Here is a 25,388-nt window from a genome sequence, read left to right on the forward strand (position 1 = left end):
GCGGCTGAGGGGAGAAACAGCCAAATGAATAGATACTTATCCAGAGCCGAAAAGGCGAATTTGACACGGCTTATGCTGGTGTTTAATGAACTTGAGTACGCAATAAAAGACTACGAAGAAAAAATGAAGGACGTAGACCCAGAGTTTATGAAAGACCTTCGCTCATGCAAGACCTGGGGCTACAAAGCAATCAAGCGCAGGTATGATTTTTTGGAAAAGGACGCGACTATTGATTTTACGCGGCATGTAAAACACATGGATGTCGTATTTGTACCGAGTGATAAAGCTGTGAAGTACCACAACCTAGTAAAAGACATGTCAGGGAGCCTGGTTCTTCCTATGGAGGATTTCGAAAAGCTATACAGCGGCTTTATTCCGAAAACATGCGGCAAATGTCACAAGAAAGCATGGAAAGAGTGCCTTATCCGCGAGATTTTCCGCAAGTACGGCGTTGAGCCGGTGAACGTCAACGCTAAGAACTGCCCATATAGCTACCTGGAAGCAGGCATAGACCTTGAAGCTTGGGCAAAAGCGTGGGCGGAAGAAAACGGCCTGAAGTTCGACAAGGAGAATCTTTGGAAATCGGACGGGGAGGTGCATGAGAATGTCGAAGAGCCGGAAAAGGAAAACGTCAGCTGACCTGCTGGCAAGAGAAAGAGAACTGCTGGCGATGATGGACGGCATCGATAGCCAGCACCGCCCACGATACCTCAAACGCCAGCTAAAGGCAATCAGAGCGAAAATAAGGAGATTGGATCATGAAAATATCGGAGTTAGTATCTGAACGTGTAATAACCTGCGAGTTGTGCGGACGTGGATTCGTAGTCCGCAATAATCTGAGTCGCACCAAACGGTGCCCGGAATGTGCCGTTGTCATACGGAAAGGGAATAAGCAGGAAGGCTTTCGCCATCAGCAATTATTTGAACCGCGAAAAAGGCGCGTGTCCAATTTGGACACATTGGTCAGAGAAGCAAAAGAGTACGGATTATCTTATGGACAGTATGTTTCAATGAAAGCTGCAGGGTACAAGATAACGCCGCGAAATCGAACTGAGGGCATTAATCCTGCGTGGCAGGAGTGGAAAGAAAAAATGTATGCCACAGTGGCAGCGTGTAGGGCGAGGGCAGAAAACCATGGGGAGTAATAGAAGCTGGACAAAAGAGGAAGAAGAATTGCTGGCAAGGCTCTACGGCTCAAGACCGCTGGACTTCATCGCTAAAAAGCTGGGTAGGACAGTGTGGGCGATACTAAATAAGCGGGAAAGATTGAAGTTAGGCGCGTTCCTGGAAAACGGGGACTATATAACTCTTAATCAGCTCCATAAAGCGGTGACTGGCAGTAACGGAGGGGGCGGTTACATCATGACAAGCTGGGTGAGAAATCGTGGACTGCCTGTCATGGAGAAAAAAGTGGGGAAGTGTTCATTCAGAGTAGTACGGCTGACCGATTTTTGGAAGTGGGCGGAAGCAAACAGGGCGTTCTTGGATTTCTCGAAGATGGAAGAAAACATCTTAGGGATTGAACCGGACTGGGTGAAGACGGCGAGGCGGGCGGATGCAAAAACAAATACGATTAAACGAATGACTCCATGGACAAAAATGGAGGATGCAAGGCTCACGGCCTACATCAAAGAAGGGCAAAAGACCGGAAAAGAGATTGCGTCGCTCCTGGGGCGTACAGAGGGTGCTGTAGCTAGACGATGCAAAGATTTAGGGCTGGCCAATCCGAAACGGAATGGGCCGCATAGTCATAATTGGAATGTGGAGGAGATGGAAATAGCCGTGCAGGGGGTCCTGCAGGCTGTTCCCTATCCACTGATATCCAAAGAGTTGAATATATCGGAGAAAGCCATCAGAGGGCTGATGTATCGGTTATACAAGACCGAGAACCAAGACAAAATCAGGGCTATCGTCAGAAAGGAAAGGGACATGGTATGAGACAGTTGACAGGATTCCGCATTAATCGCAGCGGAGCCGTAGACAGCTATATTTTTGAATGGGTCAACAAGAACGATGCCGGGGCTATGGAAAGCTACACATACAAAGGCATTGAACCACCAAGGCCAGAGCTTTTAACAGCGGCAGATAACATCGCCCTGATTTCTGCGAAAATGGTTAGCCTGTCCTTGACGGAAAAAGACGTTATGGACGGCGGCTGCTTTTACGGGCTGAAAATGGAATATCCTGTTGATGCGGATTATTACAAGCTGCAGATAAAAGCAAGCGTACAAATCCCGTGGGGTTATACTTTCAAATACGAGACACCGAACTGGCGGGTATGGTATTCAAATACCAAGGGAGACTTTAACAACACTATCAAGGGCGCTATGCAGAAACTCATGCAGGAGTGCTGGAAATACATAGATGGAGAAAGGGCACAGACCAAACTAGCATTTACCAAACAAGAAACGGAGGATGAAGAATAATGAGCGGAATTTGTGAACCGATAACCGAAGGAATATTCGTGACTGGGGACTATGGAGCCATTGCAATCCGTTTCAAGCCAGGGGAAGAATGGACATTCCAACAGGATGAAGACCATAAAGACCGCTTGATAGCTTGTCGGGATTGCAGGGAATCTATAAGCCTTACGATTCAGAAGTTCTATGAGACATTCAAAATAAAGGAGCACAAATGACTGAAAACCATAACAACATCCATAAGCACAACAGAACGTCCCAGGAATGGGACGAGGAATATAGTTATTTTGACCGCAGTATCCAGCTGAAAAGGGCGAAAGCCCTTACGGTTGGACGGCGTACTGGAAGGGACAAGGGAGGAACAAAATGTTTGAATTTGACCTGAAAGCATTTGTGTGGTTCTGCATCGGCGCAGGGAGCCTGCTAATCACCTTGGTAATGATGAGCCTGTGCAATATGTCGGCGCGGTGTTCTCGACTGGAGGAACAGAATGAAGACCGCCTGCGGATTGAAAACTGGAAGAACACACCGGAACGGCGTGCCATGACAGAGAGGAGCCGTTATTGATGGAGTTGTTAAGAGTATTCAACGCTCAAAACCGGAGTGGGAGACGTTCATTACGTGTTGCTTTCCAGCACGGTGACAGTATCTATTACATGGACATGAGCCAAAAGCGGGATGGCGGAACCTGTATAGTCACGTTCTGGAGAAAAGTGCGGGGCGGGCTGATGTATCTGCAGCAGATGATGATGGAAAACATGAATGTAAGTGTCAGATGCGCAATTCGGTGCATCGAGAAGTTCGCACAAGTTTAGGAGGATATCAATGAATTTAGTAATTTTGAAGGGCAGATTAACCAAAGACCCGGAAATCCGATATACGCAGTCAGGAAAAGCGGTGGCATCGTTCAGTATCGCCACGGATAAGCGTGTGGCACAGAACAGCCAAGGCCCCAAGGCGGATTTTCACAACTGCATAGCCTGGGAAACGCTGGCAGAGACAATCGGCAACAATCTGACCAAGGGCAGAGAAATTTTGGTCAGAGGGCATTTGCAGACAAGAAGCTATGATGCACAGGACGGCAGTAAGCGTTATGTGACAGAAGTCGTAGTGACTTATTTCGAATTCTGCGGAAAGAAATCAGACGCGCCAGCACCGGCAAAAGCTGGCACAGCAGCGAGCGGATTCGGTCAGCTGGCTGATGATGAAGAAATACCATTCTGACGGAGGGCATAACCATGGGGAAAACGGAAAAAGACCTGCTGGAAGCGATTGAGCGAATGACTGTCAGAAAGGCTGGGTGTCAGATGGGGTATAAACAGCCGAGACACATGAGCATTCCGTATACGCTGGCAAAAGGCATACGCCGATGCCATGAAGTGAGCTGCAACAAGATAGAGGGCAGACCTAAAGAGCCTGAAGCTTTGGCATCCATCACAAGGAAAACCAAGAATTATACAAGATGGACGCCGGGCATTTGCTCCATCTGTGGCGAGTGGTGCGAAATGATAACACAGGAGCATGCTCATAGTCATGGATTTAGTAGTGCAGACGAAATGGCCAGGGCAGGGATCGTGAAGTAATCGGTGTTTTTTGAGAGGTCAATCGTTCGAGAATCGTTCGAAATCGTTAGAGAAACGCCGCGAAGCCAGTATTTATGCGGGTGAAATCGTTTGAGAGGTATTCGGACGATTCTGCGAGGTTGACAGGGGAATTGTATGACGGAGAGTAATTTGTGGGCGGCGCTGGCAGGCTTTTTGTTTTGCCTGCCGGCAACGATTATATGCTTTTACCGAGTGTGGAAAGAGAAGGGCGGACGTAAATAATGGACGAAAAGAAAAATCAGGAGTTCCCACAGGATAGCGAAAACAATGAATACCGCTATATTTCTGCAATGTGGCTGGATGAAATCGCCGTGGGACTGACAGCTGGCGCAGTGAAGCATCCAGGGGAGACATGGCGAACAATCCCCACGGACGAACATCTGGCCAGGGCAATGCGGCACATCAATCTTTATCGTAAAGGCGATAGGAGCGAGCCACACTTAATCAACGCCAGTATGCGGCTGATGATGGCGTTCTGTACAAGCAGGAACGAATATGGAGAGGGAGATTAAAAATACAACGCCGGAAATTGAGCGTTGCGGCTTTTGTGGCCAGTTGGTATTTACCGCAGTTGCCTGTCTCTGGACGGGCGGCGCGGTTCACATGACCCATTGTCCGGAATGCAAATATTTTGAGCCGATATTTTGGCATTGTCTGTACAGGAAAAATGATGAGAAGGTGGTTGGATGATAGCCAAGGATATAGCCGAATTCATTAAGGCTATACAGTCTTTTGTGGGCTTGAACAGCTATGAGGTGTTTTCTGATTTTGTAGAGCTGGCAGCATTATCTACCATGCATGCTTTTGAGATAACCAGGCAAAAAGAATTGGCTGAAAAAATCAATACCGTCCAAAAGAAATATAAGCCGAAGGAAATTGAACGGCTAGGGCGTATGTTAGGAATGCTGATTGTAGTAATGGAAAAATATCATAAGCAGGGTAGGTATGTGGATATTCTGGCAAGAGTGTTCATGGAATTGGAAATACATAGCAAACAGACGGGGCAGTTCTTTACACCTGGAAGTGTAGCGGCACTTAGCGCGAAAATGGCATTTGACGAGGCTGAGGCTAAGAAAATCATAGAACGCGACGGACATATTACGCTAAATGAGCCTGCCGTGGGTGGTGGTGTTATGGTGTTGGGCTTTGCGGAAGCGATGCGGGCGGCAGGATTTGACCCGTCAAGGCAGTTGCTGATTCATGCTGGGGATATTGATAGGCGATGTGCCTGCATGAGCTACCTGCACTTTTCACTGTATGGTCTTCCGGCGGTAGTAAAGCTGGGTGATGCTTTGGCAATGAAAGCATGGGAACAATGGTATACGCCGGTGTATGTACTGGATTTATGGTGTTTTAGAGATAGGAGGGACAACATTGCTGTCTGAGAAGGAGAGGTTGGTAGTCGATATCGTGAACGATATGCATGGGGAACTGTCTGATGAGCAGATGGGGCTGTTAAAACAAGTATTGTATACCCGCGTCATGCCGTTAGAAATAAAATTGGCAGAAGCCAATATCGTGCCGGTTGAGCAGACGAACGTAAACCTTATAAAAAATTTCATCGTAGCAAAAAGCGTCGAAGGGCTGGCGGTTAGGAGCCTGAAATTTTACAAATCGGTACTACTCCGCATGGATAAATTCATCAAAAAGCCGGTTACACAAATAACGACGGTTGATATTCAGTGCTTTTTGGCTATGTTGATACAGACTTCAAGCAAAGGGAATGCAGATAATTGTCGCAGGGTGATGAGCAGCTTTTTTGGTTGGATGACGGATAACGAAATTATCATCAAAAATCCAACGAGACGTTGCAAGAAAATAAAGAGCGACAAAAAGATAAAATTACCGTTCAGTACTGGCGAAATAGAGCAGTTACGATATAAAGCAAGCGACATAAGAACAAGGGCGATGCTGGAGTTTTTATTAAGCACAGGTTGTCGAGTCACAGAAATGAGTCAGCTAAACCGCAGTCAGATTGATTTTGACAAAGGTGAGGTTATTGTATTCGGTAAAGGTAGCAAAGAAAGAGTATGTTATCTTAACGAAGTAGCACGCCTGTATATGAAAAAATATCTTGAAACGCGCGACGATGACAATCCTGCATTGTTCGTGGATTCCCAAAAACCGCATAACCGGCTAGGGATAAGCCGCATTGAAGTGAAAATCAGGGAATTAGGCCGGGAGGCTGGAGTAATGAATGTCCATCCGCATAGATTTAGGAGAACAACCGCATCTTGGGCATCACGCAAAGGGATGAAGGTAGAACTCATTCAAAAAATGCTGGGGCATACAAGCATAAACACGACGATGATTTACACAGCTGTTGCCCAGGAAGACGTAAAGGCGGCTCATGAAAAATATTGCGGGTAGAGGGATAAGAGATTTTGCACAGGAGAAAAAATGGACATAAGAAATAATTGTCAATGGCTGGAAAGTATGACCGATGAAGAACTGGCCTGCTGGCTGGATAGACACATAGAATCATGCGCAGCATGTAGCCACTTCAATGGTAAATGCTGTGATATCCCAGGTAATGGCTATGATTGCCTGCGTGGGCGGTTGGGGTGGCTGAGAATGGAGCATGAGGAGCGGAAGAGTAATGAATAAATGCTGTTATTATTGCAGAAATTTTCGCTGTGTAGAGACTGAAGGACAGATAGCTGATAAGAAGTCTGCAGGTGCTTGCAGATTTCATGGCATTTTAATTGGAATGGGGCTACGAAAACATTTATCACCCGTAGCTTTTGGGTGTGAGCATTGGAGAGCTGACAATGAAGGAAAATAAAATGGGAGAAATCGCCCAAAGGTTTGGCAAAAAACTGGGCGAATATTTCAAAATCAAAGATGATGTGAATAACAATATCTACTCATTTGAATCGTGCGGTGTAGTATGGTGGCAATCAGGCAAGAATGGTAACAGCCTAATAATTATGGATAGTGTGTTGGCTGATTTAATAACAGGACGGAAAGAAGTTGATGATGAATGAAAAGGCCAATAATAGTGCTGGCGATAGCGGCAGTAGTAGGAACACTCGCAGGCGACAGTGAGCAATTCTGCCGGGGATTTATAGCGGCTTTGCTTGTACTAATATATGATGAGATATAGTAGAGAGGGCGAAAGATGTCAGAGAATAATTTTGATAAGCTGCTTGGCAAAAATGGCGAACTTTTGCAGGAACGGCAAAAACAGGTGCTGGATGGTGCGCTTGAAATCATTCGGTGGCACTATAAGGATAAGTCGAACAAGATGGAAGTAATCGCGGCGCTGTTCGGCAAGAAACTGAATGAGCGATTCATGCTTCAATGCTCGGATAGAAACCGCGAAGTCATGTTTACGCCTGGAGGTTTAGATGTTTTAGATTATGACGATTTTTTTGCAGATGAACTGGGGCGAATGTTTTTGGAAGATTTGTTGACGGGCGAGGCGATGGCTATAAATGATTAGGAGATACCACAACAAAGCGGCTGTTTTTTGGAATAGAATGCATTGCGACTATTTCAGAGAATACCAAGGCGATGCCAGGGGTAGGCGCCGCAAACAATATGCTAAAGCATTGTGGCAGTCGGAAAAGGTGGCGATTAGATGCTGAAACGTGTATTGTTCCGCATCCAGCCATGGAAACATATCTTCAAACGGAGAAGACGGAAGAAAATTCAAAAACAGAAGGGAAAATGAAAAAGCCCGCAAGTCTTGAAAAATAAGGGCCTGCGGGCGAAAGTATTTATAAATTCATTTGAAAAAGTGTTGACAAAAACAAGTTAAGGTGATATAATTAAATCATAGAAAGAGAGGAGGTGAAGCCGATGGAGATAATAGATTACCTAGACCTAATACAAAAGGTTGTGCTGATTATCGCAAGTGTAGCAACGGTCGCAAACGTAATACACAAATGGGATAAGTAACACAACCTAGAGTACAGGCAGGGGGCGAAAGCCCTCTGTCGGTCAAATCTATTATATCACATCGGGGAGCTATGAGAAAAGCAGATATTGGAGTAGCTTTTTGTACGATTGCCAGCGTAGCAACATTGGCAGGGAAATCTATTGTAGATTTTGACCTGTTGGATTGGGGCGTACTGGGGGCATGCTCATTCATGTGGGCGGTGTTGGCGTATGCGAAATGGAGGAATAAGGCATGAGCGAAAATAAAAATAGCTGGGGCGGCGTCCGTGAAGGAGCAGGTCGTAAGGCTACAGCGCCGGAGGGCATTCCTCGCAAACAGCACCAGCTGCGAGCATCGGACAGCGAGTGGGAGAAAATCCGACTATTCGCCAAGATTTTGAAATCTGACCCAGCACGGGCGGACCGCATGCTGAAAACAGAATAAAACACGAGTGGGCGGCTGAAAATGCCGCCTTTTTATGCTTGAATGTAGGACAGTATTCGCTATAAATGATAAAATATTATATAAATGATGTAGCCATGGAGAAAAAGCCAATATTTCAGGGACATCGGAGGAGAAAACAAAATGGCATTATCGAAAGAAGACTTACAGCAGATTTTACAGCTTATCAAAACGGCTTCGAGAGAAGTCATCAACGAGGGGAAGAAACAGACTAAGAGTTTTTATCAGGCGACAGAACGGCGCTTGCGTGCTTACCCGGAATTAAAAGCGAATATCAAGCGGTATGAGGCGGACATCAAAGATATTGCCCATGAGGATTTAGGAAGGTCAGCCGACATCGTGATATTTCAGAGTCATAGTGGGAAAGCTCCAGAGAGGGATTTGGAAGAATTGCGACAGGAAAAAATATTTAGGCTGACCGAGTGCCTGTATCGAGACACCAAGGAAGTACAGGAAATCGAGGTAGCCTTGGATTATGTCAAAGACCAGGAATATTATAAAATAATCCCCATGATTTATTTCGAGGGCAAGAGTCAGCGGGAGATAGAACAGCAGATGCATTGTGATAGGACAACCATCTGGAGAAACCGCAAGGCATTGATTGCGAAGATGAGCATAGTGCTTTATGGAGCAGATGCAATCTAAAGCGGTGCGATATATCTGTGAAATAAAGATGCAACATTACTGCAAAAAAACTGTGATATAATAGTCACATGGAAAAAGTGTAGCCATTTGGCGGCATGGATTTCATCCCTGAAAGAAATAGAAGTTCGGCAAGAGAGCATTAGCTGAGGCTGGTTCTCTCTTTTCGTATGCGTAAAAGCAAGGTGGTGAGTGGTGGTTGAAGGTCTACTGTGGCAATGAGGACTGTGAGTACAACGAGAGTCAGCTGTGTGTGAAGCACGAATTATACTATGTGCGGCGACAGTGTCGGTCATTCCGTAAGTTGTCAGTCAAGCGGGCGGCGGCGCTCATGCGTTCTGCAGAGTAAAGACATGACAGACCAGTGAAATTTTTAGGTTCTTTCAGCCTGGGGGCGGTCGGGCGCTCGCTCGCGGCCCGATAATTGTTTAGATATGTATTTTTTTTATAGCTAGCGATGTATTTATAGCTTAAATGTATGGAAACATATCATTTAACGCGGAAAATCAAATATATAAGTGAAATCACTTGTGAAAGGAGGAAAATCCCATGAAAGTCTCGGAAGACCCACGGAAAATTACAGTCAGTCAGGCGAATATGGCCAAGGCTATCGGCGTGACTGCAGGCCGTATCTATGGACTCATTAAGGAAGGCGTTGTGATTCGTGATGATGACGATACGCGGGGCGGTGTTTTCCTCGTTCAGAGTGTGAAGAATTATGTTCGTATGAAGAATGGTTCTTCGTCTGGCAGTTCTGATGGGGAAGACGGGCCTGACTATATGGCAGAAAAGGCATTGCATGAACGTACAAAGCGCGAAATCGCTGAAATCAAACTTCAGAAGATGGAACGCTCCGTCTATGACGCCAAGACTGTAGAACTGGTAATGACTGAAATGTATTCCAACCTTCGCACGCAGCTATTGGGGTTGCCTGCTAAGCTGGCCCCACAGCTGGAAGGACGAACGAAGGAAGACATATATACGCTCATGACAAAAGAAATAGAGGCCCAGTTGGCAGAGCTCGCTGAGTATTCCCCGGAGCTGTTTGTATCTGAGGTCGAGGAGGGTGATTCCGATGAAGACCGCGAATGAGTTATGGCGGTATGTAAGTCAGAAGGGCCTGAAACCTCTGCCTAAGACGGAAGTCAGTACATGGGCGGATAGTTATCGAATTTTGTCACAGGGGGCTGCAGAACCGGGACGATGGAAAACCAGTCGGGCTCCGTACCAAAAGGACATCATGGATGCCTTTACTCAGCCCGGCATTCACCGAGTAGTGGTCATGTCATCGTCACAGATAGGCAAGTCGGATATTATGAACAATGTTATCGGCAGATTTGCTCATCTTGACCCGTGTGCCATTATGATGGTGCAGCCGACGATTGATATGGCGCAGGATTATTCGAAAACTCGTATCTCTCCTATGCTGAGGGATACAAAGGTTTTGTCCCATCTCTTTTACAATGTGAAAGAGGATGCTGTGAAACAGGGTGCCAAGACAAGGGACGGTAACAATACCATCCTGTCAAAGCTGTTCCCCGGCGGCCGTCTTATCATGTGCGGGGCCAATTCTCCGGCAGGGCTTGCATCCCGGCCAGTACGAATCCTGCTTTGTGATGAGGTTGACCGTTTCCCTGATTCTGCTGGTACTGAAGGTGACCCGGTAGACCTTGCATCCAAGCGTATGACTACGTTTTGGAACAGAGTCATGGGCCTGTTCTCGACTCCAACGAATGAGGACAGCAGTCGCATCGCCTCCGAATATCTTGCTGGTACACAGGAGGAATGGCAGTATCAGTGTCCCAACTGTGGCGAATGGCATACCATACGCTATATCGATATCAAAACCGAATACTCTGAGCATAAGGATGCACAGGGAAGAACAACCGTAACCATCGATTCCGTGAAATGGAGTTGCCCGGATTGCGGTTTTTTATTTGACGAGAACGAGCTGAAGTCGTCTTCGCAGAAGTATGTTGCACAGAATCCTGTGGCAATAAAGAACGGAATTCGCTCTTTTTTCGTCAATGCGTTTTCTTCTCCATGGATTCCCTGGGCAGAAATCATGCGGGAATGGCTGGAGGCCAAAGGAGACCCAACAAGAGAGCAGGTAGTGGTAAATACCCGTTTTGGTGAACCTTATCGGCAAGCTGGTGCTTTTGCGGATGAGGAGGTATTTGTTCGCAGACGCGAACAATATGGTGCAGAACTTCCCGATGGTGTTCTGATGCTGACCGCCTCCGTGGATACGCAGGACAATCGCCTTGAGTATGAAATCTGCGGATGGGGGGCAGGAGAGGAATCATGGGGAATTGCCCGCGGCATTATTCTTGGCACTCCGGATAAACAGGAAACTTGGGATGCACTTGATGAAGTCCTTGATCGTACCTATTACTTCAAGAACGGCATGGGATTGAATATCACGCGTACATTCATTGATTCCGGCGGTCACTATACGGGCAATGTCTATCGATACTGTCAGAAGAATTGGAGCAAGCAGCGCGTACCTATCAAAGGTCAGGGTGGCCCGGGGCTTCCGCTTGTCTATAAAGTGACCAAGGCGAACAATTCCCCCGTGGCGCTTATGATTCTTGGCGTTGACGATGGCAAACAGCAGGTCATGAATCGGCTGGCCATCGAAGCTCCAGGGCCGTCGTACTTCCATTTTCCGCTTGATGGTGATGCCGGGCTTGAATACAGAGGGTACGACCAGCTGTATTTCAAGGGCATTATTTCAGAGCATAAACGACAAGTCAAGAAAAACGGCGTACTGCATACCGTTTGGGAGACAACGGCGGGTGTCCGTAATGAGCCGCTTGACCTTCGCGTGTATAATCTAGCAGCCATGCAATCCTGTCGTCCTGACTGGGAGCGACTGCAGATGGCAGTTAAAGGAAAAGTGACGGAGAAAAAAACCGCCCGACAATCGACAAGTGAGCCTGCAAGGAATCAGCGACCAAGACGGACGACAAAGCGAACAAATATATGGTGAGGTGAGATAAATGGCAAATGTAATACAGAATCGACGGCTAGAGATGTATCTGGAAGCTGAGAGAGCTGTTCTATCCGGTCAGTCCTATACGATTGGCAATCGCACGCTGACCCGTGCCAGTCTCGCTGAAATCCGTAAAGCGATAGATGCGTTGATTGATGGCGGCGCTACTATTGATGGTGTGGAAGTAAGTAATACCGGCAGAAGTAAGCGAGTGTTGTTTATAGATGGGAAGTGAGATGGTTGGCACGACGACGAAAAAAAATAACCGCAAAACAGAAAATGCGCATCCGTAATAGCGGATATTCCGAAGGCGGTGCGTCCCAGACAAGCAATATATTGAAAGCCTGGAATCCCATGAAGTTATCCAGTAAAAGTGATATTGATTGGAACCTGAAAACTTTGCGGAACCGGGCGGCCGATGAGGCCATCAATACGCCAATAGGCGCAGCGGCCATCTATTCAAGTGCTACGCATGCCGTGGGAACAGGGTTGACGTTGTTCCCACGGCCGAATGCTAAACTGCTGGGGCTGTCTCCCGAGAAGGCGAAGGAGTGGACCCGCAAAGCGCGGGCGGAATTCCAATTATGGGCGGGGTCGAAGGATTGCGACATATATCGCCGCAACAACTTTTACGACCTTCAGCATATCGCGTATCTGTCCTATCTGACAGATGGCGATGCCTTCGCGTTATTTCGCCGTAAGATGCCTACGCAGATGGCACCGTATTCTTTGCGGCTGCAGTTATTAGAGGCGAATCGGGTGAGTAACCCGCTTGACTCGGGGCTGACGAATTACACCAGCGTCGAAATGAATGCGCCAACGCCGGGCCATCGAATTATATCCGGCGTTGAAGTTGACGCAGATGGTACCATAGACGGCTACTGGGTGTCAAATAAGGTGCCGTATGATTACAACGATATCGACGGTGTAACGCAGTGGATTAAGGTCAAAGCGTCCGGTGAGATTACAGGGATGCCTAACATTCTGCAGATTTGCCATGACACCCGCGCCGATCAATATCGCGGCGTACCTTACCTTGCGCCGGTAATTGAGACACTGAAACAAACTTCACGCTATACAACGGCAGAACTGGCTAGCGCTATCGTGAAGTCATTCTTTTCGTTGTTCTTTACCGAGACGCCCTCTGGCAGTACGTTGAATGATGTGCTGGGAAATTCGTTTGAGAATGCCCCCGGCGCTCCTGTGGTGGATGTTGGCGATTATGCGCTGGGTCCCGGCACATTGAATGCCTTGCCTAGTGGTGTGGACGTGAAAAGTGTGGATGCCAGCAACGCGCAGTCAACCTTTGGGATTTTCATGGAGGCCCTGCTGAAACAGGTGGGCGCGGCATTAGGTCAGCCCTATGAAGTGTTGATGAAATCGTTCACCAGTTCCTACAGTGCATCGCGGGCGGCCCTGCTGCAGGCTTGGGATGAGTACAAGCAACGGCGGATATGGTTCGCCCGAGATTTCTGCCAGCCGGTATACGAAGTATGGCTCGCGGAAGCAGTAGCGCTGGGGCGAATTGACGCTCCCGGATTCTTTGATGACCCTGTTATCCGAAAAGCATGGTGCAATGCGGAATGGTTCGGCCCGACCATGAGTATCCTTGACCCGGTGAAGGATGTAAAAGGTTCCCATTTGAGAGTACAGTATGGGTTGTCTACTCGTGAACGTGAGGCGGCCGAAATGACCGGCTCCGATTATGAGGAGAACATAGAACAGTTAGCTTACGAGCAGTCGCTTATGTCTGCCGCGGGGATAACTGATAATGGCGCCGCGTCAGCGATACCTACGGAAGGAGGTGATAATGATGAAGAAGTTCTGGCAAATAAAGAACGAGGCCGAAGCGGATAATGCAGAAATGTTTATCTATGGGGAAATCGCGGATACGACTTGGTGGGGCGATGAAGTCACTCCCAAGCAGTTCGCCGATGACCTGAAAGCCTTGAATGGTAAGGACCTTACTGTACGAGTTAATAGCCCGGGCGGGGATGTATTCGCCGCGCAAGCTATCTATAATCAGTTAAAGTCTTACGCTGGACATGTCACGATGCGTATTGATGGCCTGGCGGCCAGTGCTGCCACCATTATCACTTGTGCAGGTGATACGGTCATAATGCCTGACAATGCCCTTTTTATGATTCACAATCCAAAAGGGGCGATGTGTGGTTACTACGGTGCCAAAGACCTAAGCGATTATGCGAAACAGCTCGACACGGTACGACAGACTATCGTCAACGTCTATAAAAAGCGTTGCGCGAATCTGTCCGACACGCAAATCAAGCATAAGATGGACGATGAAACGTGGATGACGGCTCAGGAAGCCCTCGATTATGGTTTTGTTGACCAGCTTGATTCGGATACCGAAATCGTAAACAGCCTGAAAGATGGCATGCTGATTATGAACTCAGTATCCTGCGATTTGTCCCGATTCAAACGGGGGAAAGAAGTAGCGGCAATTATGAACAGAATTTCTGGTCATAAGGGCAAAAAAAGCCCTCAAAGTGCCGAAAATGGTAACCTAAAATCCCGGAGATTTTTTACCCTACGCCAAGAACTCAATAATACCAAGGCTTCACGGCGTTTTTCTGTAGGGTAATAAAACTTAACCTACAAAGCCCTAAAATCGTACTTGAAATACTGTAACCCCTTATAAATACTAGGTTTAAGAATTGTAGGTTAAATTTTGAGCGGGATTTTAGGTGGTAAAGAAAGTGAGGAAAATCCTATGGAAAATAAGGATTTGCTTGAAAAAATCAAGAACCTCCTTGGCATGGAATCTGAACAGGCACCGGCAGAGCCGCAGGCTCTCGGTGGTGTGCAGGATGAAGCCAAGGACCCTGTTGTGGCAGAACGTGAACGCCTGCTGGCGCTTGACGCTCTCGATGACCACAAAAATGGCGTTGTCACGAAGATGGTAAACGCCGCAAAAACAAATGGCTCTACTGTTGAACAGGTTAAGCCGTTTATCGATGCTCTTCGCGAGGATGGAGCACAGCAGGATGAACAGACCAAAGTTCTGGATGCTATTAAAAATCTGATTAAAGATGAAATGGAATCCGGTGCGCAGCAGGTCAGCCCGTCCGCCCCAAAGGCTACGTCCGCCGATAAAAAGCAGGCCGCCATCGATGAAGTTGTTAATCTGGCGAATCAGAAAAGAGGTTGAGAAATATGGCAGGTATGGAAACAATGGCCGGCGTAACCTTTGATGGTCTTTTCGCGGGCCCCGAAAAAGAAGTATTCACGAAGAATGTAACCGTTAAATCCGGCGAGAACGTAAAGCGCGGCGCTCTGTTGAGCTTTGACGCTAATGGCAAAGTTATTGCTACTCCGGCTGCTTCCGGTGATGACCCGGCTGGCGTTGCAGTATTTGTAGCTGCCGAAGATATTAACGCAGCTACGGCCGATAAGGTTGGTACCGTATTTACTTCTGGTTACTTTAACCGTGAGGCCCTTATCGCTGTTACTGGCGATACGGTTGGTGCGCATGAAGAAGAACTGCGTTCCGTTGGCATTTATCTTTCTTCCGAAAAGTAAGCAAAGGAGGCTACACTAATGGCTATTGAACTTAAAGATACTGTATCCTTGATGCAGGCAATGGAGCGAATCAAAGCTCCTGCTACGACGCTTGTTGATACGTTTTTCCCGAATATCCCGACTCCGGCTGTGACCAGTAAGATTATGGTCGAATACCGCAAAGGTAATCGCCGTCTGGCCCCGTTTGTTGTTGAAGGCGCTAAGGGCCTTAACGTTTCCCGCGAAGGTTCCAACGTGAACATTTACGAGCCGCCCATGGTTGCTCCCCGTCGCACGGTATCCCCGGAAGACATCGAACAGCGTGGCTTTGGTGAAAGCATCTATTCCGCAAAGACTGCCGCCCAGCGTGCTACTGAAATTCAGGCTCGTGACCTTGCAGAACTGCAGGCCATGATTCTGAATCGTAAAAATCAGATGGCTGCAGAAGTGCTGAAAACCGGCGCTTACACCATTAACGGCTATGCTGATGACGGGGTAACCGCTAAGGTAGCTACCATCTCATTCGGTACTGTTCAGATCATTACCCCGACGACCGAATGGGATCAGGCAGGTGCTACCATCTATGCCGATATTAAGAATGCATCCGAAATGGTGCAGGAAAATGCGGGCATGGTTCCGACAGTTGCCTTGGTTGGTAAGAACATCGGCGCGTATTTGCTTGGTAACACGGAAATCATGAAGTGGTTGTCTGTTCCGAACAATAACAATCTGGCTCTGATGAGCATTCAGCCGCGCATCACTTCTCCCCAGGTTATGCGTATCGGTTTCATCGCAAGCCTCAATCTGGAAGTGTTCGCCTATATGGAAACTTATCTGGATGACAGCGGCAACGTGGTTCCGTTCCTGGGCGATAATGATGTTATCGTCGGTGTACCGGGTCGTGGCCGTCAGCTCCATGGTGCCGTAAACCTTATCAACGATGAGGAAACCGGCTTTGAAACCTACTCCGGTTTGTATGTTCCGAAATACGCCGCATCCAAAAACTCTAACACGATGAGCCTCACGGTATACAGCCGTTTTCTGCTGGCTCCTGAGTTCATGGATGACTGGGTATACATCAAAGCGAAAGCGTGACCCGTATGAATGTAAGGATTATTCGCGGCTATGTATCGCATAAGACGAATCTTTACTCTGTAGGTGATGTAATCGACCTTCAGGAGCAGGATGCAAAGCGTCTCATTGTTGAAGGTGTCGTTGAAGCAGTGGAAGAAAAAGTTGTCGAAGCTGCTGCTCCAAAACAGGAGCAGGTCAATACGGCAATAGAAGATGCTGTTCTTCCTGTTGCTGACCCTGTTGCCAGCGTTAAGAAAGGCAAGAAAAAATGAGCACATTCAAGGAGCTTGCGGAAGGGGATGACCTGGATATTTTCATCAATGCAGAGGAGTTTTCTTCCGCACATGAAATCAATGGCATTATGGTAAATGCTGTATTTCAAGGACTGACCACTAAGGAGCTTCTGCTAAATCCCAGAAATACGCCGGAGTTTGACAGCATGCATGGCCACACAGTTATCCTGCATATCAAAACAAAGGATATGCCTGTACAGGTCGTGCATGGCAATGTCATTCAGGTGGACGGAGAGATGTACCGCGTGGCTGATGTGGTGGAGGACATGGGCATTACAACACTCACGCTGGAGGTGGATGCACTATGAGTCTTGAGGTGGATTTGAAGGATATCGAAAAGGCAAAACGATTGCTGGGACTTTGTCCTTTGCAGTTAGAACTGGCGCAGGCTGCCGCAATGAATCGAGCAATCCTCGGAGGAAGGACCGCACTGTCCAAAGGAATCCGTGAGCAGTATATCATCCCTGCCTCAACGGTTAAGGGGAAGATGACGATGAAGAAGGCGAGAGGTGGATTGCTTCAAGCATCTCTTACTGTGAAAGGTTCACCGATTGACCTGATGAAATTCCGAACAAGAATTTCCAAACATGGTGTCTTTGCCCAGGTAAAACGGGGAGGCGGCGGGAGCCTGCCACATTCCTTCTTTGTTGGAACAGGTCGTGCAGGCATCTATCATCGAGCGTCAGAATCAAGGCTGCCGATTCAGAGGGAATTTGGTCCATCTGTCCCGCAGATGGCAGGAGAGAGGCATGTGTCCGAATCCGTATCCGACCGTATGAAGGAGGTCATGGAGACAAGGCTTTCTCATGAGATTTCTGTAAGATTGGAGCGATTGATATGACACCAATTGCTTGTGCAAAGGCATTGTCTGAATTTCTTCAGGAGAAGTTTGATTCCAGTGATTTCACGCCAACGGATGAAAAGACTGCTGGCAATGGTATTACCATCCGTGATGGATTCCTGCCGAAGAAATTAACCGCTCAGGAAAAAGCCAAACAAGACCCATGTATCGTCATCCGTCCTGTGGAGATTACCGACACGCATGAGGATTCACAGGTAAAGTTGCAGCTTTTGGCAGTCACTTATAACAGCGACATGGAAAATGGTCATTTGGAGCTTTATCACATTATGGAATATGTTCGGCAAGTGTTGGAGCAGAATCCAATCATTGCCGAATTATTTATGCTGCAGATGCCGGTCAAGACCATTATTCCCGAAGACCAGCCTTGGCCGGAATGGTGGGCTTATATGGAGCTTACCTATACGGTCGGACTGCCTGGAATGAGCATCAACCGTGCGCTGATTAACGATGTATATTACAAAACGAGGTGAATGAAAATGGCGAAACGAACGAATACTGTGACCCAGTCGATGTATATCGGGCCGAATGTCCGCAAGCATGGATTGGTTCAGTATCGTGTCTATCGTGGGGATATCAGCTCTGTTTTCGGAGAGCTTTCCAAGACGTATCCCTTAATCCGTCAGCTGGTTGTCCCGTTGTCGGATATTGCCACGGCAAAGGCGAAGATGGAAACGCCGGGCACGCCGCAGTATCTGGCGTGTCAGCAGATTTTAGGAGGTGAAGCATAATGGCATATAAACATGGTATTTACGGCAGTGAGGTTCCAACATCGCTCATTCCGATGACACAGGTCAATGCAGGACTTCCTGTAGTTGTAGGTACGGCACCGGTTCATTTGGCTGAATCTGCTGCCAAACCGAATACTCCGGTACTTTGCTATAAGTACGATGAGGCTGTAGAAGCCTTTGGCTATTCGGAGGAATGGGGAAAGTACACGCTCTGTGAATTTATGAAGTCCCATTTCTCGCTCTTCAATGTGGCTCCGGTCGTATTCATCAACGTTCTCGACCCGTCAATCCATAAAGAGACGGTAACGGATGCTACGGTTACGATGACGGATAAGATCGGTAAGGTAAATGCACCCGTTATTCTGAGCACATTACAGGTCAAGGCAACGGCAGACGGTGATGCGAAGACGCTGAACGTAGATTATACAGCAGGCTATGATTCAGATGGTGAGCTTGTCATCACGGCACTGGATGGCGGCAGCCTGGAAAGTGCAACGAGCATCCATGTCACGTATGATGCCGTAGATGCATCAAAGGTAGAGTCCTCCGATATTGTAGGTGGTGTTGATACCTCTACGGGAGCTTACATGGGGCTTGAGTGTGTAGCTCAGGTCTATCCGAAGTTCGGCCTTATTCCGGGGCTTATCCTTGCACCCGGCTGGTCCCATAACAGTGAAGTCGCCGCGGTCATGGTGGCGAAGTCCACGAAAATCAATGCCCGTTTTGAAGCAGTGGCACTCGCGGATATTTCTGCTACGGAAGTTACGAAATATACCGACGCCCCTGCATGGAAGAATCAGAATAATTTCGTAGATCTGCAGCTGGTTGCCTGCTGGCCCAAGGTGTCCCTCAGTGGCAGGAAATACCATCTGTCCACTCAGCTGGCAGGTGTCATCGGTGTAACGGATGGAAATAACAACGACATTCCATTCAAGTCCCCGTCCAATGAGTCGCTGAAATGTGATTCTACGGTGTTGGATGACGGCACGGAAATTGTGCTGGATGTCGAGACGGGAGCGTATCTCAATGGTCAGGGGATTGTCACGGCCATCAATGAAGGTGGATGGGTAGCATGGGGCAATCGCACGAGCTGTTACCCGGGCAATACGGATGTGAAAGATGCATTTATCGCTCTTCGTCGTATGTTCTGCTGGGTAAACAATACGCTGATTACGACCTTTTGGTCGAAAATCGATGAGCCGACGAACAAGCGCCTGATTGCTACTATCGTGGATTCGGCCAATATCTGGCTGAACGGCTTGGTGGCACGAGGTTACCTGCTTGGTGGGCGTGTGGAATTCCGTGAGGATGAGAATACCGTCACGGAGCTGATGGATGGCATCATCCGTTTTCATGTTTACTATACGCCGCCGTCTCCTGCACGCGATATCGAATTTGTACAGGAATACGATACGAACTATGTGAAGACACTGTTTGAGGAATGAAGGGAGGGATAAGCTATGCCATATAATGCAGTACGAGATAAACTGACCGACTATACCGTGTTCAAGGACGGCGACCAGCTTCTTGGTACAGCAGATATTACACTGCCGAATATTGAGTATCTGTCGGATACCATCAAAGGACCAGGAATTGCCGGTGAGGTAGATATGCCGACCATGGGTATGACAAGTTCCATGGGACTGGAAATCAACTGGAGAACCATCAACGCTGACCTGACGGAGCTTTCTGCGCCAAAGGCGCATGACCTTGAGATGCGCGGCGCTCAGGCACATTATGACAGTGCTACGGGCCGCATTCATCAGATTCCTGTCATTATCAAGGTTCGCGCACTTCCGAAGACCATGGAACTTGGTAAATTCGAGACCAGTTCCACCACCGAGTCCAAGAACTCGATGGAATGTGTATACATCAAGGTATCGTATGACGGAAAGACCAAGATTGAGATTGACAAGCTTGCCCGTGTATTCTATGTCAATGGCACGGATTACATGGCTGAGATTCGTCAGGCTCTTGGCTTGTAATGGAGGATGTAATGAAACTGAAGCTGAAAAAGCCCATCACGGTAGATGGGCAGGAATATCAGGAACTGGATTTTGATTTCGATGGGCTTACTGGTGCTGACCTACTGAAGGCCAGAGCTGGCCTGTCTGATAATGCTGCTTATATGGATAACCTCCTGCCGGCGCTTTCTATGGACTTCCAGGCGAATGTCTCGGCGGAGGCTGCTAAGGTGAGCATCAATGTCATCAAGGCCTTGCCTGCGAAAGACTTCATGAAAATCACGAAGGCGGCGCAGGATTTTTTATCCGACAAGGGCTGAATGTGGAGGATATCAGCAGGACTCTGCGGCAGACGGCTATCGGATTATCGCGGGCGACCTATACGCCGATATCATATTGGATGGCCATGCCTGTACGGGAACTATTCCCATGGGTAGAGACTGTCCTTGAAATACAAAACTCCAGCCAGAAATTCTGACTGGAGTCTTGTATTTTTACCAATTAAGCCCTGATGGCTTGCGTTCCGGGTATTTGGTAAAATACCAGCGCTGTAGGCGGGCATATAGATAACCGAGTGTAGATGCGATGAGGATACAGAGGGCAAGCAGGAACAAAAAGAGACCTGTTCCCATGGAAGACCATGTATCTCCGATGATATAGTAAGCAACCAAGCCGACCATAATGGTCAGCAGAAACTTGATGATGAATTTGAAGAATGGGATGGACCAAAGCACACAGAGTACCAATGCAATGAGAAATCCTTCTAGCATATAAGAACACCTCCCTGTTCTTATTATAGCATAATGGTTTGAATATTTGTGAAGAAAGGAGGAGGAAATATGGCAACAAAAGAAATGGCCATGGTCTTTGCGCTGAAAGGCGTGCTGGACAGCAGTTTCGGTAGTTCGGCAAAGACGGCGGCTCAGAGTTTCGGCAAGATAAAGTCGGAGGCAGCCAAGCTGAAGACGGCCATTCAGGAAACAGAACGGGCGCAGAAGATGTTGGACCAGGCATTCAAAGCTGGTGGTATGAGTGAAGCTACTTACAAGAAACGAATGGCTGAAATGAAGGCAAACCTTAAAGAGTACAACAAAGCTCTGGGGGATGCATCCATGCAGCAGGCAAAACAGGCAAAAGGAAAGCTTGACGATGGTGGCGGTGGCATGTTTGACGGAATCGCAGGAGCCATCAGCAAGTATAAAGGCCTGATTGCAGTAGCGGCTCCTGTCTATGATATCTTAAAGCAATCCACAGAACAGGCGATGCACTTCGAATCCGTCATGGCGGATGTGCGGAAGGTGGTGGACTTTGATAGTCCTCAGCAGTTCAAGGATATGCAGAATGATATCCTTAATCTGACCAAGACACTGCCGATGACAGCAGAAGATATTGCCAAGATTGTGGCTGCAGGTGGTCAGTCTGGCATTGCTCGTAAAGATTTGCTTTCTTTTGCAGAAGCCGCCGCTAAGATGGGGGTAGCCTTTGATATCACGGCAGAGCAGGCTGGCGATATGATGGCAAAATGGCGTACCGCATTCAAGCTTAATCAGACTGATGTGATCAGTTTGGCCGATAAGATTAACTATCTTGGCAACACGACCGCCGCAGCTGCACCTTTGATTTCTGATGTTGTTACCCGTATTGGCCCGTTAGGAGAAATTGGTGGTGTAGCATCTGGCGAAATTGCAGCATTAGGTGCTTCAATGGTTGGTACTGGTGTTCAGTCTGATGTAGCAGCAACAGGCATCAAAAACTTAATACTCGGTATGGTTGCTGGCGAAGGTGCTACAAAATCACAGGCGGCAGCATTTAAGTCATTGGGGTTGAATGCTGTAACGATGGCCCAGAGAATGCAGAAAGATGCAAGGGGCGCCATTATAGATGTGTTCAAAGCAATCCAAAAGCTTGATAAATATCAGCAGGCTACTGTATTAGCGGATTTGTTCGGCAAGGAGTCTATTGGAGCTATTTCTCCATTACTAAGTAATTTAGATGCATTGCAGGATAACTTCAACAAGGTAGCAGACGCCAGCAAATATGCAGGTTCCATGCAATCGGAATTTGATGCACGATGCGAGACGACAGAGAACTCCATGAATCTTCTAAAAAATGCAGTCAGCAGGACAGCCATCAATCTTGGCAGTTTGTTCCTTCCTGCTGTGAAAAACGTGGTAGAAGGTATGGCTAATGCTATTGACCAGGCAACACAGTTTGTTCAGACTCATCAGGAACTTCTTCAGAATATCGCGGCGGTGGCAGGGATTGTCGGTGCGGCAGTAGTTGCCTATAAGGGCTTTATTATCCTGCAATCCGCTATCCAGGCGTTCAGTATGCTGAGCGTTGTCCTGCGTTCTGCCGCTGCGGCGCAAGCACTTCTGAATACGGTCATGATGCTCAATCCACTTGGTCTTGTCATTGCGGCAGTAGCTGCGTTGGCAGCAGGGCTTTTCTATCTTTGGAATACAAATGAAGGGTTTCGTGCCGCAGTAATAGCTGCATGGGAAGCCGTATACAATACTGCAGTATGGGCATTCAATTCCGCTTATGATACCATCAGCAGTGCAATGAATGCGGCAGAGCAATATGTAGCAGATAAGATTGAGACCATCAAATCCGCATGGGAAAACCTTCGGGAATTCCTTGCTCATCCGATAGACGTCATTGTTCGTCATATCAATCAAGGTGTTTCTGCCGGTGGCGATGACTACGACAATGCCGGCATTGATTCGAACGCTACTGGTGGTATCTATGGCCAAGGCGCTTTCCTCACGACATTTGCGGAGACATCTCCTGAAGCGGCTATCCCGATTGACGGGTCACGTCGTGCAGAGTCCTTGTGGCGGCGCACAGGTGAAATGATGGGGTTGACTGGTGGTGGTGAATCCTTGAATGTATCCCTTTCCATCCCTGTTACCATACAGGGGAATGCTGACCATTCTACTGCGGTGGAGATTCAGCAGAATATTGATGCGGTGGTTGAACGGGCCTTGTCCCGTATTCAGCATCAGAGAGGACGTGTAAGCTATGCCTAATACCTATATCACGGTGTCAGGAGATGAGTGGGATGATATCGCTTACCGAAAGCTGGGCGGAGAATGGTATACGGCCCTTCTGATGGAGGCTAATCCGGCGTATCTGGGCATCGTTATTTTCCCTGCGGGTGTTGAGCTTACCCTGCCGTCCATCAAGACACCAATACCCGAAAATCTGCCGCCATGGAAGAGGTGATGTCAGATGCAGGCACGTAGTGCATCAATCAGTATCCAGTACGACAACAAGGATATCTCTGAAGATTTGGCAGTGTATCTGAAATCTTTCGACTACAATGATGTGATGGATGGCGAAGCGGATGACATCAGTCTGACGCTGGAAGATATGGCAGAACTTTGGGAAGGAGATTGGCTGCCGGAAAAGGGAGCACTCCTGACCGTGGGAATCATCACGAATAACTGGAAGAAAAACGGCAGGGAAAAACTGGATATCGGGCTTTTCGAAGTGGATGAAATTGAGCTGACCGGACTTCCGCATGAGGTCAAAATCAAAGCGGTATCTGTCCCCGACAACAATACGCTTCGAGGCATTGAGCGGAATCGGAGCTGGGAGAAAACCAAGCTGTCGGTTATTGCCAAAGATATCGCGGACAATGCAGGCATGGAACTTTTCTACGATGTATCGGATGATCCGGAGTTGGAACGTGCTGAGCAGACTGAAGAATCGGACTTGTCCTTCCTTCAGCGCATCTGTAAAGATGCAGGTTTTTCCTTGAAGGTTACAGATAACAAATTGGTTATCTTCGATGTCGTGACTTATGAGGCCCGTGAGCCAGTGGGGACAGTGGAACGAGAGGAAGCAGACCTGCTGTCCTATAATATCCGTTCCAAGACAAGAGATGTGTATAAGTCCTGCCACGTGAAGTATGCCAATACAAAGAGCGGTGAGACCATCGAATACACCTTTACTCCGGATGATAAGAAAAAAGGAAAAGTCCTGGAAGTAAATGAGCAGGTGGAAAATATCGCGGCAGCGGAAAAGCTGGCTAAAAAGAAACTCCGAGAAAAGAATTGCGAAGAAGTGACGATAGGATTGTCATGTGTAGGTTCATCCATGATGCTGGCGGGAAACACCGTCATGTTTCATGGATTCCATGCTTTCGATGGAAAGTACATCATCACAAAATGCTCTCACAGCATTGGTAATGGCTATACGATGAACGTAGATTTTAGGAGGTGCCTGGATGGCTATTGATTCACATATCAAGAATTTCATCCGTGTTGGTCGCGTGTCCGTAGTATTTCCTAATGAGATGGCGGTGAAGGTCGTTTTTGAAGATAAGGATGACCTGGTATCGGATAAGCTGCCGGTTCTTGTTCAAGGCAGCAGTAAGAACAAGCACTTCTGGCTGCCGGATGTCGGAGAACCTGTTGTCTGCTTGATGCTCCCGAACGGACACAATGCAGGCATTTGCCTTGGCTCTTATTACTCCAATCAGAATCCGCCTGCTGTATCGAATTCAGAGCTTCGCCGTTTGGATTTTGGTGATGGCTCATATATCGAATTTAATCGTGGGACAGGAGGTCTGACCATTCAATGCAAAGGCCCTGTGGTCATCAATGGTTCTACGGTAAATATCAACTGAGGGGAGGAATGAAGATGCCGGCATTGACTCGTTTGGGAGATGCAGATACTGGTCATGATGCCTGTCCGCCAACGACTCTGAATAGCGCCAGCGAAAATGTCTTTATCAATGGAAAAGGAGCAGGACGTGTGGGGGACAGCTATGTCGTTCATTCCTGCCCGGAGCATCCATCTCATAGCGGTGTGATTGCTTCAGGAAGTTCTTCAGTGTTTATCAATGGAAGAGCTGCAGGACGAATTGGTGATGCAGTTTCTTGTGGCGGTTCGGTTGCTGTTGGCAGCGAGAATGTATTTGTAGGAGGATGAT

General features: G+C 47.8%; 40 protein-coding genes. 39 read left to right on the forward strand and 1 reads right to left on the reverse strand.

What is annotated here, in order from left to right; all coding sequences use genetic code 11:
* Positions 1–24: 24 nt before the first annotated feature.
* The 34 genes from G598_RS0105570 to G598_RS0105750 all read left to right on the forward strand — a co-directional run bounded on the left by G598_RS0105570 (position 25) and on the right by G598_RS0105750 (position 20,766).
* Positions 25–639 (forward strand): DUF5651 domain-containing protein, encoded by a 615-nt coding sequence (locus G598_RS0105570; RefSeq protein ID WP_026766104.1) that lies wholly within the window; start codon positions 25–27, stop codon positions 637–639.
* Between the two features lie 456 nt (positions 640–1,095).
* A complete protein-coding gene (locus tag G598_RS17180) occupies positions 1,096–1,938 on the forward strand; it encodes an SANT/Myb-like DNA-binding domain-containing protein (RefSeq protein WP_157833276.1) in 843 nt (280 codons plus the stop codon).
* On the forward strand, positions 1,935–2,426 hold the full coding sequence (locus G598_RS0105585; protein ID WP_026766106.1) for a hypothetical protein: 492 nt from the start codon (positions 1,935–1,937) through the stop codon (positions 2,424–2,426). The genes G598_RS17180 and G598_RS0105585 overlap by 4 nt, the downstream gene beginning before the upstream one ends.
* A complete protein-coding gene (locus G598_RS0105590; RefSeq protein ID WP_026766107.1) occupies positions 2,426–2,638 on the forward strand; it encodes a hypothetical protein in 213 nt (70 codons plus the stop codon). The genes G598_RS0105585 and G598_RS0105590 overlap by 1 nt, the downstream gene beginning before the upstream one ends.
* Before the next feature lie 148 nt (positions 2,639–2,786).
* Positions 2,787–2,987: a hypothetical protein gene (locus tag G598_RS0105595; RefSeq protein ID WP_026766108.1), complete on the forward strand. Its 201-nt coding sequence runs from the start codon at positions 2,787–2,789 to the stop codon at positions 2,985–2,987.
* Positions 2,988–3,245: 258 nt separating this feature from the next.
* Positions 3,246–3,644, forward strand: coding sequence for a single-stranded DNA-binding protein (locus G598_RS0105605; RefSeq protein ID WP_026766110.1), 399 nt, complete (start codon positions 3,246–3,248; stop codon positions 3,642–3,644).
* A gap of 14 nt (positions 3,645–3,658) precedes the next feature.
* Positions 3,659–4,003 (forward strand): hypothetical protein, encoded by a 345-nt coding sequence (locus tag G598_RS0105610; RefSeq protein WP_026766111.1) that lies wholly within the window; start codon positions 3,659–3,661, stop codon positions 4,001–4,003.
* 242 nt (positions 4,004–4,245) lie between these two features.
* Positions 4,246–4,536 (forward strand): dATP/dGTP diphosphohydrolase domain-containing protein, encoded by a 291-nt coding sequence (locus G598_RS17185; protein WP_051179989.1) that lies wholly within the window; start codon positions 4,246–4,248, stop codon positions 4,534–4,536.
* The gene (locus tag G598_RS0105620; protein WP_026766112.1) at positions 4,520–4,714 is read left to right on the forward strand and encodes a hypothetical protein; all 195 of its coding nucleotides are present in this window, start codon (positions 4,520–4,522) and stop codon (positions 4,712–4,714) included. Before G598_RS17185 ends, G598_RS0105620 begins: the two co-directional genes overlap by 17 nt.
* Entirely contained in the window at positions 4,711–5,409 is a 699-nt protein-coding gene (locus tag G598_RS17190; RefSeq protein WP_051179991.1) for a DNA methyltransferase family protein, read from the forward strand. Before G598_RS0105620 ends, G598_RS17190 begins: the two co-directional genes overlap by 4 nt.
* Positions 5,399–6,394: a tyrosine-type recombinase/integrase gene (locus G598_RS0105630; RefSeq protein ID WP_051179994.1), complete on the forward strand. Its 996-nt coding sequence runs from the start codon at positions 5,399–5,401 to the stop codon at positions 6,392–6,394. Before G598_RS17190 ends, G598_RS0105630 begins: the two co-directional genes overlap by 11 nt.
* A gap of 30 nt (positions 6,395–6,424) precedes the next feature.
* Positions 6,425–6,631, forward strand: a complete 207-nt coding sequence (locus tag G598_RS19705; RefSeq protein ID WP_157833277.1) for a hypothetical protein — start codon at positions 6,425–6,427, stop codon at positions 6,629–6,631.
* Positions 6,632–6,795: 164 nt separating this feature from the next.
* Positions 6,796–7,011, forward strand: a complete 216-nt coding sequence (locus G598_RS0105635) for a hypothetical protein (RefSeq protein ID WP_026766114.1) — start codon at positions 6,796–6,798, stop codon at positions 7,009–7,011.
* A 134-nt stretch (positions 7,012–7,145) separates the two neighbouring features.
* Positions 7,146–7,469, forward strand: coding sequence for a hypothetical protein (locus tag G598_RS0105645; protein ID WP_026766115.1), 324 nt, complete (start codon positions 7,146–7,148; stop codon positions 7,467–7,469).
* Positions 7,470–7,998: 529 nt separating this feature from the next.
* Positions 7,999–8,163 (forward strand): hypothetical protein, encoded by a 165-nt coding sequence (locus tag G598_RS19710; protein WP_157833278.1) that lies wholly within the window; start codon positions 7,999–8,001, stop codon positions 8,161–8,163.
* Positions 8,160–8,351 carry a hypothetical protein gene (locus tag G598_RS0105665; protein WP_026766116.1) on the forward strand — a complete coding sequence of 64 codons (192 nt, stop codon included), beginning with the start codon at positions 8,160–8,162 and terminating at the stop codon, positions 8,349–8,351. The genes G598_RS19710 and G598_RS0105665 overlap by 4 nt, the downstream gene beginning before the upstream one ends.
* A gap of 141 nt (positions 8,352–8,492) precedes the next feature.
* Complete coding sequence (locus G598_RS0105670; protein ID WP_026766117.1) at positions 8,493–9,014, forward strand: hypothetical protein; 522 nt, start codon at positions 8,493–8,495, stop codon at positions 9,012–9,014.
* Between the two features lie 196 nt (positions 9,015–9,210).
* Positions 9,211–9,360: a hypothetical protein gene (locus G598_RS19715; RefSeq protein WP_157833279.1), complete on the forward strand. Its 150-nt coding sequence runs from the start codon at positions 9,211–9,213 to the stop codon at positions 9,358–9,360.
* Positions 9,361–9,560: 200 nt separating this feature from the next.
* Positions 9,561–10,103 (forward strand): hypothetical protein, encoded by a 543-nt coding sequence (locus tag G598_RS0105675; RefSeq protein ID WP_026766118.1) that lies wholly within the window; start codon positions 9,561–9,563, stop codon positions 10,101–10,103.
* Complete coding sequence (locus G598_RS17195) at positions 10,087–12,003, forward strand: phage terminase large subunit family protein (RefSeq protein ID WP_037363341.1); 1,917 nt, start codon at positions 10,087–10,089, stop codon at positions 12,001–12,003. Before G598_RS0105675 ends, G598_RS17195 begins: the two co-directional genes overlap by 17 nt.
* A 10-nt stretch (positions 12,004–12,013) precedes the next feature.
* The gene (locus G598_RS0105685; protein ID WP_026766119.1) at positions 12,014–12,241 is read left to right on the forward strand and encodes a DUF6148 family protein; all 228 of its coding nucleotides are present in this window, start codon (positions 12,014–12,016) and stop codon (positions 12,239–12,241) included.
* Between the two features lie 44 nt (positions 12,242–12,285).
* Entirely contained in the window at positions 12,286–13,863 is a 1,578-nt protein-coding gene (locus G598_RS17200; RefSeq protein WP_245582768.1) for a phage portal protein, read from the forward strand.
* Positions 13,817–14,608, forward strand: coding sequence for a head maturation protease, ClpP-related (locus G598_RS17205; RefSeq protein ID WP_157833280.1), 792 nt, complete (start codon positions 13,817–13,819; stop codon positions 14,606–14,608). The genes G598_RS17200 and G598_RS17205 overlap by 47 nt, the downstream gene beginning before the upstream one ends.
* 129 nt (positions 14,609–14,737) lie before the next feature.
* A complete protein-coding gene (locus G598_RS0105700; protein WP_026766120.1) occupies positions 14,738–15,175 on the forward strand; it encodes a hypothetical protein in 438 nt (145 codons plus the stop codon).
* Between the two features lie 5 nt (positions 15,176–15,180).
* Positions 15,181–15,546, forward strand: coding sequence for a head decoration protein (locus G598_RS0105705; RefSeq protein ID WP_051180000.1), 366 nt, complete (start codon positions 15,181–15,183; stop codon positions 15,544–15,546).
* An 18-nt stretch (positions 15,547–15,564) separates the two neighbouring features.
* Positions 15,565–16,620, forward strand: a complete 1,056-nt coding sequence (locus tag G598_RS0105710) for a major capsid protein (RefSeq protein WP_026766122.1) — start codon at positions 15,565–15,567, stop codon at positions 16,618–16,620.
* A 5-nt stretch (positions 16,621–16,625) separates the two neighbouring features.
* On the forward strand, positions 16,626–16,871 hold the full coding sequence (locus tag G598_RS0105715) for a hypothetical protein (protein ID WP_026766123.1): 246 nt from the start codon (positions 16,626–16,628) through the stop codon (positions 16,869–16,871).
* Entirely contained in the window at positions 16,868–17,200 is a 333-nt protein-coding gene (locus G598_RS0105720; protein ID WP_026766124.1) for a hypothetical protein, read from the forward strand. Before G598_RS0105715 ends, G598_RS0105720 begins: the two co-directional genes overlap by 4 nt.
* Positions 17,197–17,733 (forward strand): phage tail protein, encoded by a 537-nt coding sequence (locus G598_RS0105725; RefSeq protein ID WP_026766125.1) that lies wholly within the window; start codon positions 17,197–17,199, stop codon positions 17,731–17,733. The genes G598_RS0105720 and G598_RS0105725 overlap by 4 nt, the downstream gene beginning before the upstream one ends.
* Complete coding sequence (locus tag G598_RS0105730; protein WP_026766126.1) at positions 17,730–18,224, forward strand: hypothetical protein; 495 nt, start codon at positions 17,730–17,732, stop codon at positions 18,222–18,224. Before G598_RS0105725 ends, G598_RS0105730 begins: the two co-directional genes overlap by 4 nt.
* 6 nt (positions 18,225–18,230) lie before the next feature.
* The gene (locus tag G598_RS0105735; protein WP_157833282.1) at positions 18,231–18,482 is read left to right on the forward strand and encodes a hypothetical protein; all 252 of its coding nucleotides are present in this window, start codon (positions 18,231–18,233) and stop codon (positions 18,480–18,482) included.
* The gene (locus G598_RS0105740; RefSeq protein ID WP_026766128.1) at positions 18,482–19,927 is read left to right on the forward strand and encodes a phage tail sheath family protein; all 1,446 of its coding nucleotides are present in this window, start codon (positions 18,482–18,484) and stop codon (positions 19,925–19,927) included. The genes G598_RS0105735 and G598_RS0105740 overlap by 1 nt, the downstream gene beginning before the upstream one ends.
* Positions 19,928–19,942: 15 nt before the next feature.
* Complete coding sequence (locus tag G598_RS0105745; RefSeq protein WP_026766129.1) at positions 19,943–20,467, forward strand: phage major tail tube protein; 525 nt, start codon at positions 19,943–19,945, stop codon at positions 20,465–20,467.
* A gap of 11 nt (positions 20,468–20,478) precedes the next feature.
* Positions 20,479–20,766: a phage tail assembly protein gene (locus G598_RS0105750; protein ID WP_026766130.1), complete on the forward strand. Its 288-nt coding sequence runs from the start codon at positions 20,479–20,481 to the stop codon at positions 20,764–20,766.
* Between the two features lie 174 nt (positions 20,767–20,940).
* Here G598_RS0105750 and G598_RS0105755 read toward each other — a convergent pair whose 3' ends face one another.
* On the reverse strand, positions 20,941–21,216 hold the full coding sequence (locus tag G598_RS0105755) for a hypothetical protein (protein ID WP_026766131.1): 276 nt from the start codon (positions 21,214–21,216) through the stop codon (positions 20,941–20,943).
* Positions 21,217–21,285: 69 nt separating this feature from the next.
* Here G598_RS0105755 and G598_RS18520 point away from each other — a divergent pair, with 69 nt between their 5' ends.
* Genes G598_RS18520 through G598_RS0105780 form a run of 5 tightly spaced genes read left to right on the forward strand, consistent with a single transcriptional unit; the run spans position 21,286 to position 25,387 of the window.
* Entirely contained in the window at positions 21,286–23,478 is a 2,193-nt protein-coding gene (locus G598_RS18520; protein WP_051180002.1) for a phage tail tape measure protein, read from the forward strand.
* Positions 23,471–23,674, forward strand: coding sequence for a tail protein X (locus G598_RS0105765; protein WP_026766132.1), 204 nt, complete (start codon positions 23,471–23,473; stop codon positions 23,672–23,674). Before G598_RS18520 ends, G598_RS0105765 begins: the two co-directional genes overlap by 8 nt.
* 6 nt (positions 23,675–23,680) lie before the next feature.
* Entirely contained in the window at positions 23,681–24,691 is a 1,011-nt protein-coding gene (locus G598_RS0105770) for a phage late control D family protein (RefSeq protein ID WP_026766133.1), read from the forward strand.
* Complete coding sequence (locus G598_RS0105775; RefSeq protein WP_037363344.1) at positions 24,681–25,082, forward strand: phage baseplate assembly protein V; 402 nt, start codon at positions 24,681–24,683, stop codon at positions 25,080–25,082. Before G598_RS0105770 ends, G598_RS0105775 begins: the two co-directional genes overlap by 11 nt.
* 14 nt (positions 25,083–25,096) lie before the next feature.
* Positions 25,097–25,387, forward strand: coding sequence for a PAAR domain-containing protein (locus G598_RS0105780; protein WP_026766135.1), 291 nt, complete (start codon positions 25,097–25,099; stop codon positions 25,385–25,387).
* The last annotated feature ends 1 nt before the right edge of the window (position 25,388 follow it).

This window comes from Selenomonas ruminantium subsp. ruminantium ATCC 12561 (assembly GCF_000424065.1).
In the GTDB taxonomy this organism is placed as follows: domain Bacteria; phylum Bacillota; class Negativicutes; order Selenomonadales; family Selenomonadaceae; genus Selenomonas_A; species Selenomonas_A ruminantium.

Excerpts from the sequence above, each read along its gene's own strand:
- G598_RS0105570 (WP_026766104.1), top strand. The coding sequence starts at position 25 with ATGAATAGATACTTATCCAGAGCCGAAAAGGCGAATTTGACACGGCTT.
- G598_RS17180 (WP_157833276.1), top strand. The coding sequence starts at position 1,096 with ATGCCACAGTGGCAGCGTGTAGGGCGAGGGCAGAAAACCATGGGGAGT.
- G598_RS0105585 (WP_026766106.1), top strand. The coding sequence starts at position 1,935 with ATGAGACAGTTGACAGGATTCCGCATTAATCGCAGCGGAGCCGTAGAC.
- G598_RS0105590 (WP_026766107.1), top strand. The coding sequence starts at position 2,426 with ATGAGCGGAATTTGTGAACCGATAACCGAAGGAATATTCGTGACTGGG.
- G598_RS0105595 (WP_026766108.1), top strand. The coding sequence starts at position 2,787 with ATGTTTGAATTTGACCTGAAAGCATTTGTGTGGTTCTGCATCGGCGCA.
- G598_RS0105605 (WP_026766110.1), top strand. The coding sequence starts at position 3,246 with ATGAATTTAGTAATTTTGAAGGGCAGATTAACCAAAGACCCGGAAATC.
- G598_RS0105610 (WP_026766111.1), top strand. The coding sequence starts at position 3,659 with ATGGGGAAAACGGAAAAAGACCTGCTGGAAGCGATTGAGCGAATGACT.
- G598_RS17185 (WP_051179989.1), top strand. The coding sequence starts at position 4,246 with ATGGACGAAAAGAAAAATCAGGAGTTCCCACAGGATAGCGAAAACAAT.
- G598_RS0105620 (WP_026766112.1), top strand. The coding sequence starts at position 4,520 with ATGGAGAGGGAGATTAAAAATACAACGCCGGAAATTGAGCGTTGCGGC.
- G598_RS17190 (WP_051179991.1), top strand. The coding sequence starts at position 4,711 with ATGATAGCCAAGGATATAGCCGAATTCATTAAGGCTATACAGTCTTTT.
- G598_RS19705 (WP_157833277.1), top strand. The coding sequence starts at position 6,425 with ATGGACATAAGAAATAATTGTCAATGGCTGGAAAGTATGACCGATGAA.
- G598_RS0105635 (WP_026766114.1), top strand. The coding sequence starts at position 6,796 with ATGAAGGAAAATAAAATGGGAGAAATCGCCCAAAGGTTTGGCAAAAAA.
- G598_RS0105645 (WP_026766115.1), top strand. The coding sequence starts at position 7,146 with ATGTCAGAGAATAATTTTGATAAGCTGCTTGGCAAAAATGGCGAACTT.
- G598_RS19710 (WP_157833278.1), top strand. The coding sequence starts at position 7,999 with ATGAGAAAAGCAGATATTGGAGTAGCTTTTTGTACGATTGCCAGCGTA.
- G598_RS0105665 (WP_026766116.1), top strand. The coding sequence starts at position 8,160 with ATGAGCGAAAATAAAAATAGCTGGGGCGGCGTCCGTGAAGGAGCAGGT.
- G598_RS0105670 (WP_026766117.1), top strand. The coding sequence starts at position 8,493 with ATGGCATTATCGAAAGAAGACTTACAGCAGATTTTACAGCTTATCAAA.
- G598_RS0105675 (WP_026766118.1), top strand. The coding sequence starts at position 9,561 with ATGAAAGTCTCGGAAGACCCACGGAAAATTACAGTCAGTCAGGCGAAT.
- G598_RS17195 (WP_037363341.1), top strand. The coding sequence starts at position 10,087 with ATGAAGACCGCGAATGAGTTATGGCGGTATGTAAGTCAGAAGGGCCTG.
- G598_RS0105685 (WP_026766119.1), top strand. The coding sequence starts at position 12,014 with ATGGCAAATGTAATACAGAATCGACGGCTAGAGATGTATCTGGAAGCT.
- G598_RS17200 (WP_245582768.1), top strand. The coding sequence starts at position 12,286 with ATGCGCATCCGTAATAGCGGATATTCCGAAGGCGGTGCGTCCCAGACA.
- G598_RS17205 (WP_157833280.1), top strand. The coding sequence starts at position 13,817 with ATGATGAAGAAGTTCTGGCAAATAAAGAACGAGGCCGAAGCGGATAAT.
- G598_RS0105700 (WP_026766120.1), top strand. The coding sequence starts at position 14,738 with ATGGAAAATAAGGATTTGCTTGAAAAAATCAAGAACCTCCTTGGCATG.
- G598_RS0105705 (WP_051180000.1), top strand. The coding sequence starts at position 15,181 with ATGGCAGGTATGGAAACAATGGCCGGCGTAACCTTTGATGGTCTTTTC.
- G598_RS0105710 (WP_026766122.1), top strand. The coding sequence starts at position 15,565 with ATGGCTATTGAACTTAAAGATACTGTATCCTTGATGCAGGCAATGGAG.
- G598_RS0105715 (WP_026766123.1), top strand. The coding sequence starts at position 16,626 with ATGAATGTAAGGATTATTCGCGGCTATGTATCGCATAAGACGAATCTT.
- G598_RS0105720 (WP_026766124.1), top strand. The coding sequence starts at position 16,868 with ATGAGCACATTCAAGGAGCTTGCGGAAGGGGATGACCTGGATATTTTC.
- G598_RS0105725 (WP_026766125.1), top strand. The coding sequence starts at position 17,197 with ATGAGTCTTGAGGTGGATTTGAAGGATATCGAAAAGGCAAAACGATTG.
- G598_RS0105730 (WP_026766126.1), top strand. The coding sequence starts at position 17,730 with ATGACACCAATTGCTTGTGCAAAGGCATTGTCTGAATTTCTTCAGGAG.
- G598_RS0105735 (WP_157833282.1), top strand. The coding sequence starts at position 18,231 with ATGGCGAAACGAACGAATACTGTGACCCAGTCGATGTATATCGGGCCG.
- G598_RS0105740 (WP_026766128.1), top strand. The coding sequence starts at position 18,482 with ATGGCATATAAACATGGTATTTACGGCAGTGAGGTTCCAACATCGCTC.
- G598_RS0105745 (WP_026766129.1), top strand. The coding sequence starts at position 19,943 with ATGCCATATAATGCAGTACGAGATAAACTGACCGACTATACCGTGTTC.
- G598_RS0105750 (WP_026766130.1), top strand. The coding sequence starts at position 20,479 with ATGAAACTGAAGCTGAAAAAGCCCATCACGGTAGATGGGCAGGAATAT.
- G598_RS0105755 (WP_026766131.1), bottom strand. The coding sequence starts at position 21,216 with ATGCTAGAAGGATTTCTCATTGCATTGGTACTCTGTGTGCTTTGGTCC.
- G598_RS18520 (WP_051180002.1), top strand. The coding sequence starts at position 21,286 with ATGGCAACAAAAGAAATGGCCATGGTCTTTGCGCTGAAAGGCGTGCTG.
- G598_RS0105765 (WP_026766132.1), top strand. The coding sequence starts at position 23,471 with ATGCCTAATACCTATATCACGGTGTCAGGAGATGAGTGGGATGATATC.
- G598_RS0105770 (WP_026766133.1), top strand. The coding sequence starts at position 23,681 with ATGCAGGCACGTAGTGCATCAATCAGTATCCAGTACGACAACAAGGAT.
- G598_RS0105775 (WP_037363344.1), top strand. The coding sequence starts at position 24,681 with ATGGCTATTGATTCACATATCAAGAATTTCATCCGTGTTGGTCGCGTG.
- G598_RS0105780 (WP_026766135.1), top strand. The coding sequence starts at position 25,097 with ATGCCGGCATTGACTCGTTTGGGAGATGCAGATACTGGTCATGATGCC.